At 63.7% G+C, this 15,884-nt stretch carries 15 protein-coding genes and 1 tRNA gene; 4 read left to right on the forward strand and 12 right to left on the reverse strand.

All coding sequences use genetic code 11. The annotated features are described in order from the left end of the window. Positions 1 to 32: 32 nt before the first annotated feature. Positions 33 to 1,757: an FAD-dependent oxidoreductase gene (locus ACIQTS_RS10745; RefSeq protein WP_402473299.1), complete on the reverse strand. Its 1,725-nt coding sequence runs from the start codon at positions 1,755 to 1,757 to the stop codon at positions 33 to 35. Between the two features lie 78 nt (positions 1,758 to 1,835). Between ACIQTS_RS10745 and ACIQTS_RS10750 the strand changes: the two genes are divergently transcribed. Next, a complete protein-coding gene (locus ACIQTS_RS10750; protein WP_402473302.1) occupies positions 1,836 to 2,756 on the forward strand; it encodes a LysR family transcriptional regulator in 921 nt (306 codons plus the stop codon). On the opposite strand, the gene ACIQTS_RS10755 is transcribed toward ACIQTS_RS10750, so the two are convergent. The 4 genes from ACIQTS_RS10755 to ACIQTS_RS10770 form a co-directional block, all read right to left on the reverse strand. Further along, positions 2,740 to 3,366, reverse strand: coding sequence for a pentapeptide repeat-containing protein (locus ACIQTS_RS10755; protein ID WP_402473305.1), 627 nt, complete (start codon positions 3,364 to 3,366; stop codon positions 2,740 to 2,742). The two genes, ACIQTS_RS10750 and ACIQTS_RS10755, sit on opposite strands and share 17 nt — an antisense overlap. Before the next feature lie 9 nt (positions 3,367 to 3,375). Next, on the reverse strand, positions 3,376 to 4,374 hold the full coding sequence (locus ACIQTS_RS10760; protein ID WP_402473307.1) for an epimerase: 999 nt from the start codon (positions 4,372 to 4,374) through the stop codon (positions 3,376 to 3,378). 10 nt (positions 4,375 to 4,384) lie between these two features. After that, positions 4,385 to 5,260 carry a VOC family protein gene (locus ACIQTS_RS10765; protein ID WP_105661415.1) on the reverse strand — a complete coding sequence of 292 codons (876 nt, stop codon included), beginning with the start codon at positions 5,258 to 5,260 and terminating at the stop codon, positions 4,385 to 4,387. A gap of 75 nt (positions 5,261 to 5,335) precedes the next feature. Continuing rightward, entirely contained in the window at positions 5,336 to 6,184 is an 849-nt protein-coding gene (locus tag ACIQTS_RS10770; RefSeq protein WP_105661416.1) for an SDR family oxidoreductase, read from the reverse strand. Between the two features lie 108 nt (positions 6,185 to 6,292). Here ACIQTS_RS10770 and ACIQTS_RS10775 point away from each other — a divergent pair, with 108 nt between their 5' ends. The 3 genes from ACIQTS_RS10775 to ACIQTS_RS10785 all read left to right on the forward strand — a co-directional run bounded on the left by ACIQTS_RS10775 (position 6,293) and on the right by ACIQTS_RS10785 (position 9,470). Next, complete coding sequence (locus tag ACIQTS_RS10775) at positions 6,293 to 6,826, forward strand: Lrp/AsnC family transcriptional regulator (protein ID WP_286172087.1); 534 nt, start codon at positions 6,293 to 6,295, stop codon at positions 6,824 to 6,826. 209 nt (positions 6,827 to 7,035) lie between these two features. Beyond that, positions 7,036 to 8,097, forward strand: a complete 1,062-nt coding sequence (gene hisC / locus ACIQTS_RS10780) for a histidinol-phosphate transaminase (RefSeq protein ID WP_332499062.1) — start codon at positions 7,036 to 7,038, stop codon at positions 8,095 to 8,097. Continuing rightward, positions 8,094 to 9,470, forward strand: coding sequence for an amino acid permease (locus ACIQTS_RS10785; protein ID WP_105658504.1), 1,377 nt, complete (start codon positions 8,094 to 8,096; stop codon positions 9,468 to 9,470). The genes hisC and ACIQTS_RS10785 overlap by 4 nt, the downstream gene beginning before the upstream one ends. Before the next feature lie 33 nt (positions 9,471 to 9,503). On the opposite strand, the gene ACIQTS_RS10790 is transcribed toward ACIQTS_RS10785, so the two are convergent. From ACIQTS_RS10790 to ACIQTS_RS10820, 7 genes are all read right to left on the reverse strand, one after another. Beyond that, on the reverse strand, positions 9,504 to 10,178 hold the full coding sequence (locus ACIQTS_RS10790) for a DNA alkylation repair protein (protein ID WP_105658503.1): 675 nt from the start codon (positions 10,176 to 10,178) through the stop codon (positions 9,504 to 9,506). Positions 10,179 to 10,192: 14 nt separating this feature from the next. Continuing rightward, complete coding sequence (locus tag ACIQTS_RS10795; RefSeq protein WP_332595112.1) at positions 10,193 to 10,852, reverse strand: GyrI-like domain-containing protein; 660 nt, start codon at positions 10,850 to 10,852, stop codon at positions 10,193 to 10,195. Then, positions 10,834 to 11,853, reverse strand: coding sequence for a magnesium and cobalt transport protein CorA (locus tag ACIQTS_RS10800; RefSeq protein WP_332488796.1), 1,020 nt, complete (start codon positions 11,851 to 11,853; stop codon positions 10,834 to 10,836). Before ACIQTS_RS10800 ends, ACIQTS_RS10795 begins: the two co-directional genes overlap by 19 nt. A gap of 179 nt (positions 11,854 to 12,032) precedes the next feature. Continuing rightward, positions 12,033 to 13,769, reverse strand: coding sequence for a DUF222 domain-containing protein (locus ACIQTS_RS10805; RefSeq protein WP_402473313.1), 1,737 nt, complete (start codon positions 13,767 to 13,769; stop codon positions 12,033 to 12,035). A gap of 111 nt (positions 13,770 to 13,880) precedes the next feature. Then, positions 13,881 to 13,953: transfer RNA gene (locus ACIQTS_RS10810), tRNA-Ala, on the reverse strand. Positions 13,954 to 14,025: 72 nt separating this feature from the next. Next, entirely contained in the window at positions 14,026 to 14,406 is a 381-nt protein-coding gene (rsfS, locus tag ACIQTS_RS10815) for a ribosome silencing factor (protein WP_105658500.1), read from the reverse strand. A gap of 57 nt (positions 14,407 to 14,463) precedes the next feature. Next, positions 14,464 to 15,846 (reverse strand): hypothetical protein, encoded by a 1,383-nt coding sequence (locus tag ACIQTS_RS10820; RefSeq protein ID WP_402473316.1) that lies wholly within the window; start codon positions 15,844 to 15,846, stop codon positions 14,464 to 14,466. Positions 15,847 to 15,884 lie beyond the last annotated feature (38 nt).

Below are 15,884 nucleotides of genomic sequence, written 5' to 3' on the forward strand. Positions count from 1 at the left end.
CCGCCGGGCTTTGGCAAGTTCGCACCGGTTCATTACTCCACGAGCTTGCCTGCCTGCGATACCTCGGTGATCAGCGCGGCCACTTCCGCAGGCACTTCGGGGATCGGCTCACGGGTGATGCCCTCAGGCGACCAGATGAGGTTCACCTGTAGCTGCGGATCGGTGTGCGGATAGTCGCTGCGGTTATGGCAGCCGCGGGTTTCCCGGCGCTCCAGCGCCGACTCCAAGGTGGCGCGCGCGGCCAGAGCCGAGGACTTCAGGTCGAAGGCGTGGCACAGGTCCTGGTAGCCGGCGATGTCCGGGTGGATGCCCACCCGCGCCATCCGCGCTTCGACCTCTGCCAGCTTCTCCAGCCCCAGCTTCAGCCCCGCCTCCTCGCGCACGACTCCGGCGTGCTGGGTCATGATGTCGCGGATCGCCCGCTGCAGGGACCGGACATTTTCCTGCCCATCGGCGGCCAGCAGCCGGTCCACTTCCCCGCGCGCCTTCTCGATGGCCGCCTGCGAACGCGGCTGGGCAGTGAGCGCACGCGAATACCGGGCAGCTCCCTGCCCGACGATCCGGCCGAAGACCAGCAGCTCGATCAGCGAGTTGCCGCCCAGCCGGTTGGCCCCGTGCAGGCCCGAGGAGGCTTCGCCGATCGCGTACAGGCCGGGGACCGCCGTCTCGTGGGTGAGCGGGTCCACCTGCACCCCGCCCATGGAATAGTGCGCCGTCGGGGCGATCTCGATCTTCTGCTCGGTGATGTCCAGCATCTGCTCTTCGAGCAGCGTCTGGTAGACCCGGGGCAGCCGTTCCATGATGGTGGCCCGGGGCAGGTGCGAGACATCCAGCCAGACCCCGCCCTTGGCGGTGCCGCGCCCGGCGGCGATCTCGGTGTAGGCGGCCAGGGCGACCCGGTCGCGGGTGGACAATTCCATGCGCTGGGGATCGTAGCGCTCCATGAAGCGTTCGCCCAGGGCGTTGGTCAGGATCCCGCCTTCGCCGCGTGCCGCCTCGGAGACCAGGGTCCCGGCCACCGATTCGGGTTCGATGATGCCCGAGGGGTGGAATTGTACGAGCTCGGCATCGCGCAGCCGGGCACCGGCCTCCACGGCCAGGCGGAAGGCGTCGCCGGTGTTCTCGTCGCGCCGCGAGCTGCTGCGCCGCCAGATGCGGGTGTGGCCGCCGGCGGCCAGGATGACCGCGTCGGCATGGATCAGGTACCCGGTGCCGTCGTTGACGTCGAAGCCGTAGGCGCCGAAGATCCGCCCCTCGGCGACCAGCAGCTCGGTGATATAGACCGAATCCAGGATCGGGACCTGCAGCTGCTGCGCACGGCGGACCAGGGTGCGCTGGATTTCCAGCCCGGTGTAGTCCCCGGCGAAGGCGGTGCGCCGGAATTTGTGGGCACCGAAGAAGCGCTGGGAGATCCGGCCGTCGGTTTCGCGGGCGAAGTTCATGCCGTAGCGTTCCAGGTCCTCGATGCCGCGGGCCGCGCCTTGCGCGACCACCTGCACGGTGCGCGGATCGGCCAGGTAGTAGCTTTCCTTGATGGTGTCCGCCGCGTGCTGCTGCCAGCTGTCCTCGGCGTCCATCGTGCCCAGTGCGGCGTTGATGCCGCCGGCGGCCAGCGCGGTGTGCGCGTCATGGCGCGGGCGCTTGCCCACGGCCAGCACGTCGGTGCCCGATTCTGCCAGCTCGATGGCCGCGCGCAAGCCTGAACCACCGGTGCCGATGACCAGTACGGAGGTGGATATCTGCTGTTCGTTTCTCATGGTTTCCAGCATCACCCCGCGCCCAGAATACGTCCAATGAATTATTGGCATGATGTTGATAGCAGTAGGCTATGCACCATGAACTTGGAGCAATTGCGCGGCTTCACCGCCATCGCCGAAGTGGGGCACTTCACCCGGGCCGCCGAGCAGCTGCACCTGGCCCAGCCATCGCTCAGCCGGCAGATCGCCACGCTGGAACAGGAACTGGGCTCCGAGCTGTTCCACCGGGCCCGCGGCAACATCACGCTCACCGCCGCCGGGCAGGCATTGCTGCCCCGTGCGCGCCGGATGCTGGCCGACGAGGAGTCCATCCGCACCGAAATGGCCGACCTGGCCGGGCTGCATCGCGGGCGGGTGCGCCTGGGCGCCCCGCCTACCCTGTGCGTGTCGCTGGTCACCGAGGCGCTGTCCATCTTCCGCACCCGCTACCCCGGGGTGCAACTGCAGATTTTCGAAGCGGGCTCGCACAAGCTGCTGGAGCAGCTGGACGGCGGCGCACTGGATCTGGCGCTCATCGTGACCTCGGAGCATGCGGTGAACGACAACCATCTGGAGAACCTGCCGCTGCTCGAAGAGGAATTGGTGGTCATCGACGCACTGGAGCACCCGCACCTGGCTGGCCAGGAGCTTGATTTGCGCGCGTTGGCTCCGGTGCCCCAGCTGGCCTTCTCGCACAGCTACGATCTGCGCGCCAGCACCGCCCTGGCCTACAAGAACGCCGGCCTGGTGCCCAATATCGTCGTGGAAGGCGGGGAGATGGACGCGGTGCTGCGCTTCGTGCAGCGCGGGCTCGGAGTCGCCGTGGTTCCGGCGACGGTGGCGCTGGACGCTCCGGGAGTGCACTCCATTGCCTTGCGCGAACCGCTGGCCCGCACAATCGGGCTGGCGCACCGGCGCGATGTCTCATTGACCCGAGCCGCCGCGGCCATGGCGCAGCTGCTGGCCGAAACCGCGCAGCAGCTGGCCGCCGGCCACGGGCAAATCAACTCCCTAGCTTGATCCCCAGGTGGCTGGCCATCGCCTCTGCCAGCAGGCCCAGCTGCAGTGAGCTGATCCGCGCGCCGCGCAACCCATCGACCCCCTCAACCTGGGCGAAGTCCAGCCCTTGCAGGTCGACCTCGCGCAATTGCGCCCCGGCAGCGGTAATTTGCCCGGCCCGCGAATCGACGAAGCCCAGGCGCTGGATCTGCCCGCCCAGGTCGATCTCCTCGAATTGGCAATTGACGAAGAGCACATCGCGCACCGTTGCACCGCGGAAATTCAGCCAGCCGAATTTGCAGTTCTCGAATACCACGCCATCGAGCTGGGCCTCGGCGAAATCCGCAGACCCGAAGCGGCTGTGGGTCACCCGCACATCGTTGAGGAACGCACCAGCGGCTTGCAGGGCGGGAGCCCCGGATTGGTCCAGTTCGCACTGGATCAGCCGGGCATTGCGCAAGGCCTCGATCTGCACGGAGCTGAAACGGCATTCCTCCAGCCGCGCGCCATCGGCCGCCAGCGGCTCATCGAAATCCCTGAAGTGCAGCAGTTCAACGTAGTCATCGCCCAGATCCCCGCGGTAGCCAGGGGCCAGTTCGGGCAGGGTGAAGCGGCGGATTCTCGGTGCCAATGCGCGTCCTTAAAGTGCTTGCTTCGCAGCCGGGTTCCCGGCCACGTCATCCAGCGCCGCATCCAGGTGCGGCCAGCGGAACTCGTACCCGGTCCCCTGCAGCACCCCGGGCAGCGCCCAGCGGGACTTGAGCAGCATTTCCGGTTCCACGCGCAGCACGAACATGGCCGGCTCCAGCATCCAACGATACGCGGGCAGCCCGAATTTCGCGCCGGTGGCGCGGCGCAGCGAGGCCATCAGCGCCCGGTTGGCAACCGGGTTCGGCGAGCTGAGGTTGACCGGGCCGGTGATTTCGGGGTGATCCATGATATGCCCGATCGCGCCGATCGCATCATCCACGTGGATCCAGCTGAAGCGCTGGTTCCCGCGCGTGCGGTGCCAGCCGCTGCGTTCGGATCCGCTCGGATCCGGGCCGATGCCGCGGTAGCGCCGATGCGCTGGCCACCAGCTATCGTGCTGCGCCCCGCCCAGCCCCAGCCGCGCGACGGCAAGCAGCTTGCGCGTAGCCGGGCCGTCGCCGAGCACGATGGCCATGCGCAGGGCGACCCGGCGCGTGGGCAGCTCGCCGCGGAAGAACTCGCGTTCCCAGTTGCGCGCCACATCCACCGAGAACCCTTCGCCGATCCGGCCGTCCTCGGTGTTCGGCGCGTCCATGCTGTGCCCGTAGATGGTCGCGGTGGACGCGTTCAGCCACAGCGCCGGCGGATCAGCTGCCTGGGACACTGCCTCGTGCAGCGCGCGGGTCGTGTCCACGCGCGAGGCGAGGATCTCGTTGCGCGCCGCCTCGTGATAGCGGCAGCCGACATTCTTCCCGGCCAGATTGACCAGCAGTTCTGCACCATCGATGAGTGCCGCCAGCGCCGGGCCATCGCCCCACTGCGCATCCGCTGTACGGCCGCGACCGATGACCGCCACCTGGTATCCAGCCCCGCGCAGCTGCGCGATCAGCCGTTCGCCAATGAACCCGCTGGCTCCTGCCACTACCGCCCGCCGTGCAGCGCTCTGCATCGTTCCCCGCTCAGAAGTCGTTGATCACCAGTTTCTTCATCTTCAGCATATGCTCGAATGCGCCGGGTCGCTCCATCAGCTCGCCCATGTTCGAGGGCACGATCTGCCAGCTCACCCCGAATTTGTCGGTCAGCCAGCCGCAGGCCTCGGCTTCAGGCACCGCGGACAGCGCCTCCCAGACGCGGTCGATCTCCGCCTGGCCATCGCATGGCCATTCCAGCGAGACGCCGGGAGTGAAGGTGAAGTCCTGCGGCACGGCCGAATCCATGGCCGCAACGCAATCCTCGCCGAGCGTGAATTGGGCGTACATCAGCGCTTCGGCGGTAGCGGCTTCGGTCGGCTCCCCGTACGGGAAGGCGCTGTCCAGTTTCGCGCCGAGCACCTGGCTGTAGTACTCGATGGCCTCGACCGCGCGGTTCTGGGCCGCACCGCCGAACATCAGCGCAGGAAAGACCGAGGCGCGCGGCTCAACGGGCTCATCGGACTCCATCAGCTGCCAGGAGACGCCGTACTTGTCGTTCACCCAGCCGTAGCGCGCGCTGAACGGGTAGGTGTCCAGCGGCATCAGCGCCGTGCCGCCCTCCAGCAGCGCGGCCCAGGTGGCATCGAGGGACTCGCGCTGGCCGGCGTTGAAGACCACGATGATCGAGATCGCCGGATTGGGCATGAATTCCTGGCCCGCGTTGATCAGCGTGATCTTGGTTCCCCGCACCCACAGCGAAACGGTCAGCGCCTTGCCGGCGAAGGGTTCCTGGAATTCCAGCAGGCCCTCGGTGGGATAGCGCGATTCGACTTCGGTTTTTGCCTCCGGCAGGGCGCGGGCATAGAATTCCCCCGCTTCCTCTGCAGTGCCTTGCATCCATAGATTGACGGTGAGCTTTTGCATGACGGTCCTCCTAGCTGGGCGATGCTCCAAAGCTACCCCGCAGGGCCCTCCAGCAACAGATGGGCCAGCGAACTTTCAGCCCCGATTCATCTGCTCGTCCCGCGTTGTTCGCCCGGTAAACTCGTCCATCGAGCGGTATACGCCGATAACCTTACCGGCCACGAAATCCCAGGCCGGTCGCGGCAGCACGCCGCGCAGCAGCTGGCCCAGCTTGCTGGTCCACGGCATCAGCACCAGCGGCGTGCCGGCAAGCATCGCCCGCCACGCCCGGTCCACCACGACTTCCGGCTCCAGGATCGGGGTCAGCAGCATCGGCTTGGCGCCCGCGAACATGCCGGTGCTGATATAGGTCGGGCAAATGGTGCTCACGGCGATCTGGTCGTTGCCTTCCAGCTCCAGCCGCAGCGAATCGCTGAAGGACAGGGCCGCGGCCTTGGAGGCCGCGTAGACGCTCATATTCGGGTTGGACACCAGCGCGGCCGCCGAGGCGATGGTCAGCACCCGGCCCTTGCCCCGTCGGCCCAGCTGCGGAAGCAGGGCGTGGGTCAAGTACATCGGGGCGAGTGCGTTCACCTGCATGGCCGCGGTGATCTGCGCGGTGCTGTGCTTCGCGAAGGAGGTGCCGGTGACCACCCCGGCGTTGTTGACCAGCACGTCGATTCCCCCGCCCTCCACCGCCGTGGCGGCGTAGCGCTGGATTTGGCTCTGGTCGGCAAGGTCCACCACATGGGTCTCGACAGTGCCGCCGAGCTGGCGCAGCTCCTCGGCAGCCGCGTCGAGCTTGGCCGCGTCGATGTCCCAGATGACCACCCGTGCCGCGCCCTCGAGGCAAGCCTGCCTGGCGAAAAGCAAACCCATGCCCTGCGCGGCCCCGGTGACAAGGACGTGCAAACCGGCTACCGACTGGAGAGGTGTCTTGCCCATCAGTGAACTCCTTGAGGATCAGTATGGCAACAGCCTAGCCTGTGGCGCGGATTACACTTGGCTCATTTTCATCGAGCTCGCCCAGCAAACACCGCTAGCCTTGGATCATTGGACCGACTCGTCGAAAGGACGACCGTGCGCATTGACCGCCTGGACGCGGATTTGATCGAACTGCTCACCGAATCGCCGATGCTTCCGGTGATGGAGTGCGCCCGGCGCTTGGGTGTTGCCCGCGGCACGATCAGCAGCCGGCTGGCCCGGCTCCACGAGGCCGGCGTCATCCAGGGCATCGTCCCGCGGGTCAAGCCTGCGGGGTTCGGGTACACGCTGGTCGCGTTCTGCCAGGTGGAGATCATCCAGCGCTACGGGCACGATCCGGTCGCGAGCGCATTGGAGGAATCCATCCCGGAAATCCTCGACATGTACACCGTGACCGGCAGTTCGGACTTGCAGCTGCGCGTTGTGGCCCGGACCCCCGAGGACCTGCAGGCGATTTTCAACCGCATCAACAAGGTGCCGGGTGTGGCAAGGACCTCATCCTCCTTCGCCCTGCACGAGCATTTCCAGGGAAGGACACTGCCACTGGTCGCAGCGTGCGCTAGGGCCGAGGCAGAAGTGGAAAACACTGGGCAGATTGACTAGTAAAATGGGTTGATTGGCGGCGATTGCTATGCAGCCTGCATAGAAACAGAGTTTGCGATTGCGCCGGCAGATTCATTCAACCTACAGTCGATGCTTGTGAATCGCGACACGCGAGGATATGAGCAGGGCCACCGCTGACCACGCACCACGGCTTTGTCATACGAACGATTGCCAACCTCGTGCAGCTCTGGCAGTCAGAGAGGAAACTCATGACCCTTCACCAGCGCCCCTCCTTGCAGGAAGTGCCCGCTTACAAGCAGGGCAAGCCCGCAGCCGCTGGAGCCTCCAAGCTCTCATCCAACGAATCCCCGCATAGCCCGCTGCCCTCGGTGCTGTCCAGCATCCAGGAGGGCCTGGCCACGATCCACCGCTACCCGAGCATCGCGGCGCCCGAATTGACCGGCGCCCTCAGCTCGCAGTTCGGCGTCCCGGCGGAGCACATCACCCTGGGCGCGGGCTCGGTCGAGGTCGCGGCCCAGATCATCCATGCGGTTGCCGCCGAGGGCGACGAAGTCATCTACGCGTGGCGCTCCTTCGAGGCGTATCCTTCGCTGGTGCGGATCGCCGGCGCAACCCCGGTCGAGGTGCCCCTGGATGCCGATAGCCGCCACGATCTGCCCGCCATGCTGGCCGCGATCACCGATAAGACCCGATTGGTCTTCATCTGCAACCCGAACAACCCGACCGGCACGGTGGTGGAGGCCCGCGCGCTGGATGAGTTCATCAATGCCGTGCCGCGCAACGTGCTGGTCGTCGTCGACGAAGCCTACGTGCACTTCGACCGCTCGGCCGTGCGGGCCGATGGCATCGAGCTGTTCCGCAAGTACCCGCATGTGGCCGTGCTGCACACCTTCTCCAAGGCCTACGGCCTGGCTGGCCTGCGCGTCGGGTACGCCATCAGCCCGCTGGAAGTTGCCGGGAACCTGCGCAAGGTGGCCGTGCCATTTGGCGTCTCCGACTTGGCACAGCGCGCGGCGGTGGCCTCGCTGGCCGCCATCGGCGAGCTGTCGCTGCGCATCGAGGAAGTCGTCACCCAGCGCGAGCGGATGTACGAGGGCCTGGCCGCTGCCGGGTACCCGGTCGTGAAGTCGCAGGCGAACTTCGTCTGGGTGGATGCCGGAGAGTCAACCGAACAGCTTGAAGCCAAGCTCGCCGCCGGCGGTGTAGTGGTTCGCGCCTTCCCCGGAGACGGGTTGAGGATTTCCTCCGGTACCGCACACGACGTCGATCGCGTGCTCGCGGCCCTGTCCGTCCAGGAGGCCACCGCGTGAGCGCAGTCAAAGCCCCCGAGCAGCTGCATACCGGGCTGACCCGGCGCCAGATCTCCATGATGGGCCTGGGCGGCGCGATCGGCGCTGGCCTGTTCGTCGGCTCCGGCCAGGCCATTTCCATCGCTGGTCCGGCAGTGCTGGTCTCCTACCTGATCGCTGGAACCGTGATCATCGTGATCATGGCCATGCTCGCGGAGATGGTAGCCGCCAATCCGTCCTCCGGCGCGTTCTCCACCTTCGCTGGCCAAGCCATGGGGCGCAGCGCAGGGTCCACCCTGGGCTGGCTCTACTGGATCCAGCTGGTCGTGGTGATCGCTGCCGAGGCTACCGGGGCCGCGGCTATTACTGCCGGCTGGGTTCCGGCCTTCCCGCAGTGGGCATGGGTGCTCGGCTTCGTGGTGGTCCTGACCGGAGCGAATCTGCTCGGCGTAAGGAATTACGGCCGTTTCGAATACTGGTTTGCCGTGATCAAGGTGGCTGCGATCATCGCGTTCCTGGTCTTCGGCGCCTTGGTGCTGACCCGGGTGATCCCGACGCCGGAACCAGTTGGCTTCGCCAATCTGGCCGCCCATGGCGGCTTCGCCCCCGGTGGCATGGCCGGCATCGCCGCCGCAGTCCTGATCGTCATCTTCTCCTTCGGCGGTACCGAGGTGGTGTCCATCGCGGCCGCCGAGTCCAAGGACCCGGCCGGCAACATCAAGCGCGTGGTCAAGTCCGTGATGATGCGTATCCTGTTCTTCTACCTCGGCTCGATCCTGGTCATTGTCGCCCTGGTGCCCTGGAATGATCCGGCGATCGTGGACGGCCCATTTGCGGCTGCACTGGATGTCATGCACATTCCAGGCGTGGGCTTCTTGATGAACGCCGTGGTCGTGGTCGCCTTGCTTTCGGCGATGAACGCGAATATCTACGGTTCCTCGCGCATGCTGTACTCGCTGGGCCAGCGCAAGCTCGCCCCGAGCGCCGTCACCCACGTGACCGGCAAGGGCGTGCCGTCGAAGGCCGTGATCGCCTCCGTGGCCTTCTCCTTCCTGGCCGTGGGCCTGAACTGGATCTGGCCCGAGGCTGTGATGCCGATCTTGCTGAACGTGGTGGGTTCGACCATCATCTTCATCTGGGCGTTCATTGCCGTGACGCAGCTGATCCTGCGTCGCCGCGCGGACCGCGATGGCGGGCATCTGCCGTTGCGGCTGTGGGGTTTCCCGGGCCTGTCGATCGCTACGATCATCGTCCTTGCGGCGATTGTCGCCATCGCGATGACTGATCCCGCGGCGCGCACCCAGCTGCTGCTCACCGGCGGGCTGACCGCCGTGATCTGGGTGATCTCCAAGATCGCGCTGCGCGATAAGCGCGAGGAACCGGCGGACGCCTAGCTCCCGGAAGCCTAGGTCCAGCGATTGCTGGACCTAGGCTTTTCTTTTGGCCATTTCGGTGATCCATATGGGAGCGAATGGTGAAATGCACCCGGCGGAGGTCGGGTAGTCCGCCAGCACCTGCAAGGTCTCGCCGATGGCCAGGGCACGTCGGCGCAAATGCTCATGCTCGATGCCGATGTGCGCCAGGGTCGTATTCATCGCCCACTGCAGGCGATCCGGTGCGGCGCTCATTCGGGCTTCGATCGTGTCAAGCAGCTGTTCCAGGTCCAGCAGTTCCGGGGCCTTGACTACCTGGTGGGCAGTCAGCTCCCAGCCGGCAGCCAGCTGTACCGGGTCGCTCTGGCTCATGAGCAGCAGGCGGAGCTCCTCGAGCAGCTTGGATTTCTTGACGATGTAGCTCAGGAACCATGCTTGGACCTTGGGAGTGCTGGCGCCTTGGCTCCACACCTGCAGCTGCTCCAAGGTAAAGCTCCGTGGTTTGGCGATCAGCAGCGCGACCAGCCGGGTTGCGGTTTCGCCGGTGGCCCAGAGTTCCTCGGCAAGCTCCTGGTTGCTCTTCAACGACTTGGCCAAGGCGCGGAGCTTGCCTAGATTCACGCCGAAATCATCGCCGTGCTTCTCATTGACCGCGCGGTACTTGGGGTCTTCGAGCTCGGCCAGTGCCTGTTGCACTTGGGCAACTGTGCTCTGGGGTGCCAGTTCCATCTATTTTCCTCTCGCTAGTTGGGCTCAACGGGTTGGCGCAGGATCGTGCGAAGCTTTTCCGGTGCCACCTTACGAGGGTCGCCGAGGTAGATCTCGTGGTGCTTGCCAGTCATGCGCAGTCCCTGGCCGGGTATGAATTCGTGGTGCATCGCGGCCAGGATTTCGGCTTCTGCATCGTAGGGGCCAATGTGCAGCGTCTGCACGCATTGGCCTTCAGCAAGCGACTGGAACCGGATGCGCCCAGGGCAAGGCAACGGCTTCTTCGCCTGGGCGGTTTCCAGAGCCGTCGCGTAGTCGTCCTCGTTGATCCACGCCGGGACCATCAGCATCATGGTCCAGCTCCACTGTTCCTTGTCTCTCCGTTCGGTAAAGACCGCCATGTCCTCGGCCCACCACAAGCCTTCCAGCGGCGGGACGACATAGTCCTTGCCCTGCGCCTTGCTCGCGAATTTGAGTTTGTAGGCCACCGGATACAAGGTTTGCAGGGCTTGCTGGTACAAGTTGCTGGTATTCGGGTCACCTGATCCATCGAACATCAGGTAGTGCATCGCTGGCAGCTGCAGGACACGGAACTGCCCGGCCACGGACCGATAGCTGTCCAGCGACTTCTTGAAGTCGATTTTCGCCGTCAATGTCTCCCCTGGAATCTTTCCGCTCAGAACCACTTGCGCCATTTGAATACACCATATAGTGCGGCAGCAAATCCCAGCATGAGGCCGGCCGCAATCGGGTAGCCGAAGGTCCAATGCAGTTCTGGCATGTTCTCGAAGTTCATCCCGTAAATCGCTGCAATCAAGGTCGGGGCGAAGAGGATCGCTGCCCAACCGGAAATCTTCTTCATGTCCTCGTTTTGGCGCTGGGCTACGAGGGTGGAATTGACGCTCAAGATCTGCGATAGCGCATCCCGGTATTCCACGGCTTGGGTATGCGCGCGGGTGAGGTGGTCAGTGACATCCTGCAGGTAGGTTTCCAGCTCAGCGGGCACCGGGTACTTCTTGAACCCGTCGTCGAGCGATTGCACGACCTCCAGCAATGACGCGGTCGCATGCTGCATGTCGATCACTTCTTGGCTGAGGCGATAAATGCGTTCGGTGACTGCGGCATCGCCACTGAAGACTTGCCGTTCGATCTGCTCCTTGTCGATCCCCAGGCCGTGGAGCACGGGGGCGTATCCATCAACAATCGCATCAAGTATCCGGTACAGCACTGCTTCAGCGCCCAACCGGAGCAGCTCCGGGTCTTTGAGCAGCACCTGGTCCTTGCGAAGCTTGCCGTTCCTGATTGACTCGACGAATTCCTCGCCGTCTGTGCCGTCGATCCACCGGTGGTCCTGGCAGAGCACCGCCACAGCGCCTTTGCGCATCAGGATGTGGAACTCGGACAGCTCGACTTCTTCGGATTCATCGAGGTACAACGCTGAGCGAACTACCAGTAGGAGCACCTCGCCGTAGCGTTCGAGTTTAGGCCGCTGGCGGGCGTGCACGAGGTCTTCGGCCAGCACTGGATGCAGTTCCCACGCCTCGGTGAGATCGTGGATGTCAGCTTCATCTGGTGTGGGATACAAGGACAAAGCAATGCGCTGATCACCAGTCTGGCCGAACGCCAGCGCATCGGCCGCGCTCGTGCCTTCCGGAGCGGATTCCACGTTGCCATCATCAATATAGCGAACAGCCATCGAGGTATGCGACGAATTCTGGGTACCGAAAAATGGTCGGGAATTCGCAGCCCGGCGTTGAACACGTGACATATTGCTCCTGAATGATCTTCGTTCATTCAAGTATCGCAACTCCGGCGAGAATATCGGCGCTGAAACGGTCCTCCGCTCGTCGGCGGCTGAATCTTGCTAGGGGGATCTCAAGGTTCGACGATTTCTACGTCCAGCTCCCCCGCGCGCCACTTCGCTGTCGTTTCATCCGCCAACGCTTCAGCTTCCAATGCCTCTGCGGGAGTCATGAAATACGTATTGATCCGCAATTTCTGTTCCGGATCCAATTCTGGTGAAAGCAATACCATCGGCCTGCTCTCCGGAATCTTCACCGCGTGGAACAACCCGCAATGCCGGGCAGTGTGGTGTATCAGGCAATTCAACCCGGCAGACTTGATATCCGTTCGTCCACCCTTTTCCCACGCGTCCAGATGATCAATTTCGCACCGTTCTACGGGCATGCTGCATCCAGGATAGGAACAGCCCCGGTAGGCGGCTCGGATCGCACGGCGCTGGGACTTCGAATACAGTCGTTGCGTCCGGCCTAAATCGAGGGGCAGGCTCTGGCCATTGAGCACTACCGGATACACTCCGGCATTGCACAGCGCAGTTCTGACTTCGCCAGCAGACAAGGACATCCCACTGCTGGTGACCGCGAAGTCTTGTGCTTGCTCTTGCATCTTGTCCCAATTCAGAATGATGCTCACCTGCGGTGCGACCAACCCAGCACGTTGACCCGGCGGGTCACTGGTGCTCGTCCTGTCACTCATCAGCATTGCCATGAATCCAACTAAACGGCGTCGCTCGGGCTTCAAATCCTCCCATGGAGTGACTGCACCATTGGTAGCTGATTCAGTATTACGTTCTTCAGGATCCCCCGGCCGGCAACATTCTTCCTCGTCATCCGAGGTCTCCGAAACTTGTTCGTTGTTGTCTGCCGGCGGACTATCGTCTTCGGTTTCTTCGTCCGCCACCGGATCGTCTTTTGCCCAGTCCGGTTTGGACTCCGCATCGTCCCAACCGGAGTCCTGCTGGCCCGTGAATTGAGCCTCGGCGTCTTTCAAGCCGTCCCCGTTCCCGGCCACGGTGGCAGGATTGTCCAGTTGCGCGAAGTAGGCCTCGATATACGCCGCCTGGGAGGGCAACACACGAAGCGTATACTCGATCAGGCCCTGGCGCATGCCCTTCTTGAAGATGCCAATGCGCTCCAGCAGAGCTTTCAGCGGGCGTTTGCCGGCTTTCACCTGAGCCACCAAGTCATTGATGTGCTTACGAGCCGATTTGGGTTCTGAGCGCAGGAAAGCGACTGATTCTGCTTCCAATCGCGCTTTCTCCGCCTGGCCGGTTTCATCGCCGCCGAAATCATTACGTGCCGAATGCAGCTTCAAGGCCGTAGAAGCTACCAATCGCGGGTCCACATTCGGGGCTTCGAATTGCGCGGCTAGCTCCGGGAGCCACGGCTCTACCGGTTGCCCTGCTTGATCGACACCACCTAGCAGGCAGTCGGCTTGGACTAGCCGAGTTCCTGCAGTGCCGCGCGGAATATTCAGCCAGTCGGTCATCATGCCTTTGGCGTCTTTGAAATGGGTGCGCCCGGTAGTGGCATGTCCTTCGGCGGCTTCAAGTTGTTCCAGCGTGGGATCGACACCAGCATCGCTGATCGCTTGGAAGGAGGCCTGATCAAGTTTGTGTGCACCGGTGCGGCGTAGGGCATGAGCTGCGTGGATCTGTGCCCGACTGAGCTTTTGGTTGATTTCCTCGACATACAGCGCGAATATCGCAGCGTGGCCGGCCGGTACGTCGCCGGACAGGATCGAAGTAGCCAAGGCGATTAGCTTGCCCGCCTCGACCAGATTCGATAGTGCTTGTGCCGTCACTGTGCTCATGGGATACAGCATGCCGTGGGCATCGCGGGCACCGGCGGTGGGCAACACGGTTTGTGGAAAACAAAAAATCCTGAAATCTCGGATAAACCGAAATTTCAGGATTTTAATTTGTGGAGGTAAGGGGATTCGAACCCCTGACCTTCTGCATGCCATGCAGACGCGCTACCAACTGCGCCATACCCCCAAAAGGATTGCTGCCCTGATCAGGCAACTCCATAATCATAGATGACTACCTGATCAGGATGCAAATTGAGGGTTACTTCTGGTTTTCAGAAAGTTCCTCAGGCAGCTCGATGACTGGGCAGTCGGCCCACAGGCGTTCGAGCGCGTAGAAGATGCGGTCTTCCTGGTGCTGAACGTGGACGACTACGTCGCCGTAGTCCAGCAGGACCCAGCGGCCCTGGCCGAAGCCTTCACGGCGAATCGGACGCATGCTGTACTCGTCGAGCACCTCAGCGACGATTTCATCGACGATTGCGTTCACCTGAGGTTCTGATCCACCAGAGACAATCAAGAAAGCGTCGGTGACGCCCAAGCGGTCGGCAACGTCCAGCGCGACCATGTTTTCTGCCATCTTCTCGGAAGCCGCGTGCGCGGCAACTTTCACGAGGGCGATTGATTCTGCGTGTGCTCCCATAGAGTGGAGTGTCTCCTTATAGAGGTGTAGATCGAGAACCTAATTGTCCTACGAAAACTAGTTGCCAAGCAACATGATCAAGCCAGCAATCAATGCTGCACCGCCCACGCTGAGGGCGACGATCATCGCGATCAGCATGTTATTGGCGCGGCGGAGGCCGTGCGCCTGCACGTCAAGTGGCTGCAAGCCCTGTGCATTGACCGCATCGATACGTGGCATGTCAACGTCCGGGGCCGGTTGGGCCGTATTGGTTTCAGCCTTCTGATCCGCCGGCGCCTTTGGCGCAGGCTTAGCGGCTGGTTTTGCAACTGGCTTGGCTGCAGGCTTGGCCGGTGCCTTGGCCGCAGGCTTGGCGGGGGCCTTCGCTGCGGGTTTGGGCGCCGGCTTGGCCATAGGCTTCTTGGCTGCTGGTGCCGCTTCGTCCTTCTTGGAGCTGAGCTTGCCGCCGGCGTTGAAGTCCAGCGAAACACTCTGGGTCTTGGGCCCTTGCACGCCGGTTTTGGCGATGCGGTCCTCGACCTCGCGAATGTTGCCCATGGCGCCGGTGAAAGGATCGGAGGCCTTGTCGTCCTTGCCCTGGTTGGCATTCTGGATGCGCAGGCGTTCACGTTCCGCGGCACGGCGGGAAATGATGGCCGCGCGGGCTGCCATTTCACGCTGGTGGGCGAGCACTTCGAGATCGATCTCGGAGTCGTCCTCCCCCAGCAGGTTTGGATCGACCGGGGTCTTCGGCGCGTGGGCACGGCGGGCGGCTAGCGCCTGCTCAACGCTCATGACTGTAGTCTCCGGGGCGTCTTCCTTGGGCGCAGGCTTCTTGGCGGCCGGGGCCTTCGGCTCGGCCTTGCCCTGGTCTGCCAGCGCCTGGAGGCGCAGTTGACGGCGGGTCAGCGGCTTAGGTTCCTCCGCGGGGGCGACCGTTGGAATATTAGTGGTCAGCGCGCCGACCTCTTCTTCCAGTCGACGACGCTCGCGCAAGGCCTCGCGGTCACGGGCACGGCGCAACGACGCCCGTTCACCCAGGGACTCTCCGGACTGTGGTGCGCTAGCTGGCTCAGCTGCAGGCTTTGCGCTGGGAGCCTTGGCTGGGGCTCCAGCCGGCTTGGCCGTTTCTGGCTTGGCACCTGCGGCCTTGGCGGCTGGCTTGGCCGGCTGCGGCTTGGCTGGAGCTGGTTTTGCCGGCTCTGGCTTGGGTGCAGGCTTGGCCGGCTGCGGCTTGGCTGGAGCTGGTTTGGCTGGCTCTGCCTTGGGTGCCGGCTTGGCCTTTGGGGTCGCGTCAGATTTCGCTGGCTTCGTCGAATCCTCGGCCTTTTCCGCGCTTTTCGACGCGTGCTCCTTGGCTGCCTGCTCGGCCTTGCTGTTGGCCAGCAAAGCTTCCATCTCAGCACGTCGTTTTTCGCGCAGAGCTCGCCTGCTTGAAACCGGCTGCGAGTTATCGCTCATCCTGATACTTCTCCCGACCGCATAGACAAATACCGTCA

The organism is Glutamicibacter sp. NPDC090743 (assembly GCF_044769125.1).
In the GTDB taxonomy this organism is placed as follows: Bacteria; Actinomycetota; Actinomycetes; order Actinomycetales; family Micrococcaceae; genus Glutamicibacter.

Bases quoted from the DNA above. Each gene is read 5' to 3' on its own strand.
- ACIQTS_RS10745 (WP_402473299.1), bottom strand. From the start codon at position 1,757: ATGAGAAACGAACAGCAGATATCCACCTCCGTACTGGTCATCGGCACC.
- ACIQTS_RS10750 (WP_402473302.1), top strand. From the start codon at position 1,836: ATGAACTTGGAGCAATTGCGCGGCTTCACCGCCATCGCCGAAGTGGGG.
- ACIQTS_RS10760 (WP_402473307.1), bottom strand. From the start codon at position 4,374: ATGCAGAGCGCTGCACGGCGGGCGGTAGTGGCAGGAGCCAGCGGGTTC.
- ACIQTS_RS10765 (WP_105661415.1), bottom strand. From the start codon at position 5,260: ATGCAAAAGCTCACCGTCAATCTATGGATGCAAGGCACTGCAGAGGAA.
- ACIQTS_RS10770 (WP_105661416.1), bottom strand. From the start codon at position 6,184: ATGGGCAAGACACCTCTCCAGTCGGTAGCCGGTTTGCACGTCCTTGTC.
- hisC (WP_332499062.1), top strand. From the start codon at position 7,036: ATGACCCTTCACCAGCGCCCCTCCTTGCAGGAAGTGCCCGCTTACAAG.
- ACIQTS_RS10790 (WP_105658503.1), bottom strand. From the start codon at position 10,178: ATGGAACTGGCACCCCAGAGCACAGTTGCCCAAGTGCAACAGGCACTG.
- ACIQTS_RS10795 (WP_332595112.1), bottom strand. From the start codon at position 10,852: ATGGCGCAAGTGGTTCTGAGCGGAAAGATTCCAGGGGAGACATTGACG.
- ACIQTS_RS10800 (WP_332488796.1), bottom strand. From the start codon at position 11,853: ATGGCTGTTCGCTATATTGATGATGGCAACGTGGAATCCGCTCCGGAA.
- ACIQTS_RS10805 (WP_402473313.1), bottom strand. From the start codon at position 13,769: ATGAGCACAGTGACGGCACAAGCACTATCGAATCTGGTCGAGGCGGGC.
- rsfS (WP_105658500.1), bottom strand. From the start codon at position 14,406: ATGGGAGCACACGCAGAATCAATCGCCCTCGTGAAAGTTGCCGCGCAC.
- ACIQTS_RS10820 (WP_402473316.1), bottom strand. From the start codon at position 15,846: ATGAGCGATAACTCGCAGCCGGTTTCAAGCAGGCGAGCTCTGCGCGAA.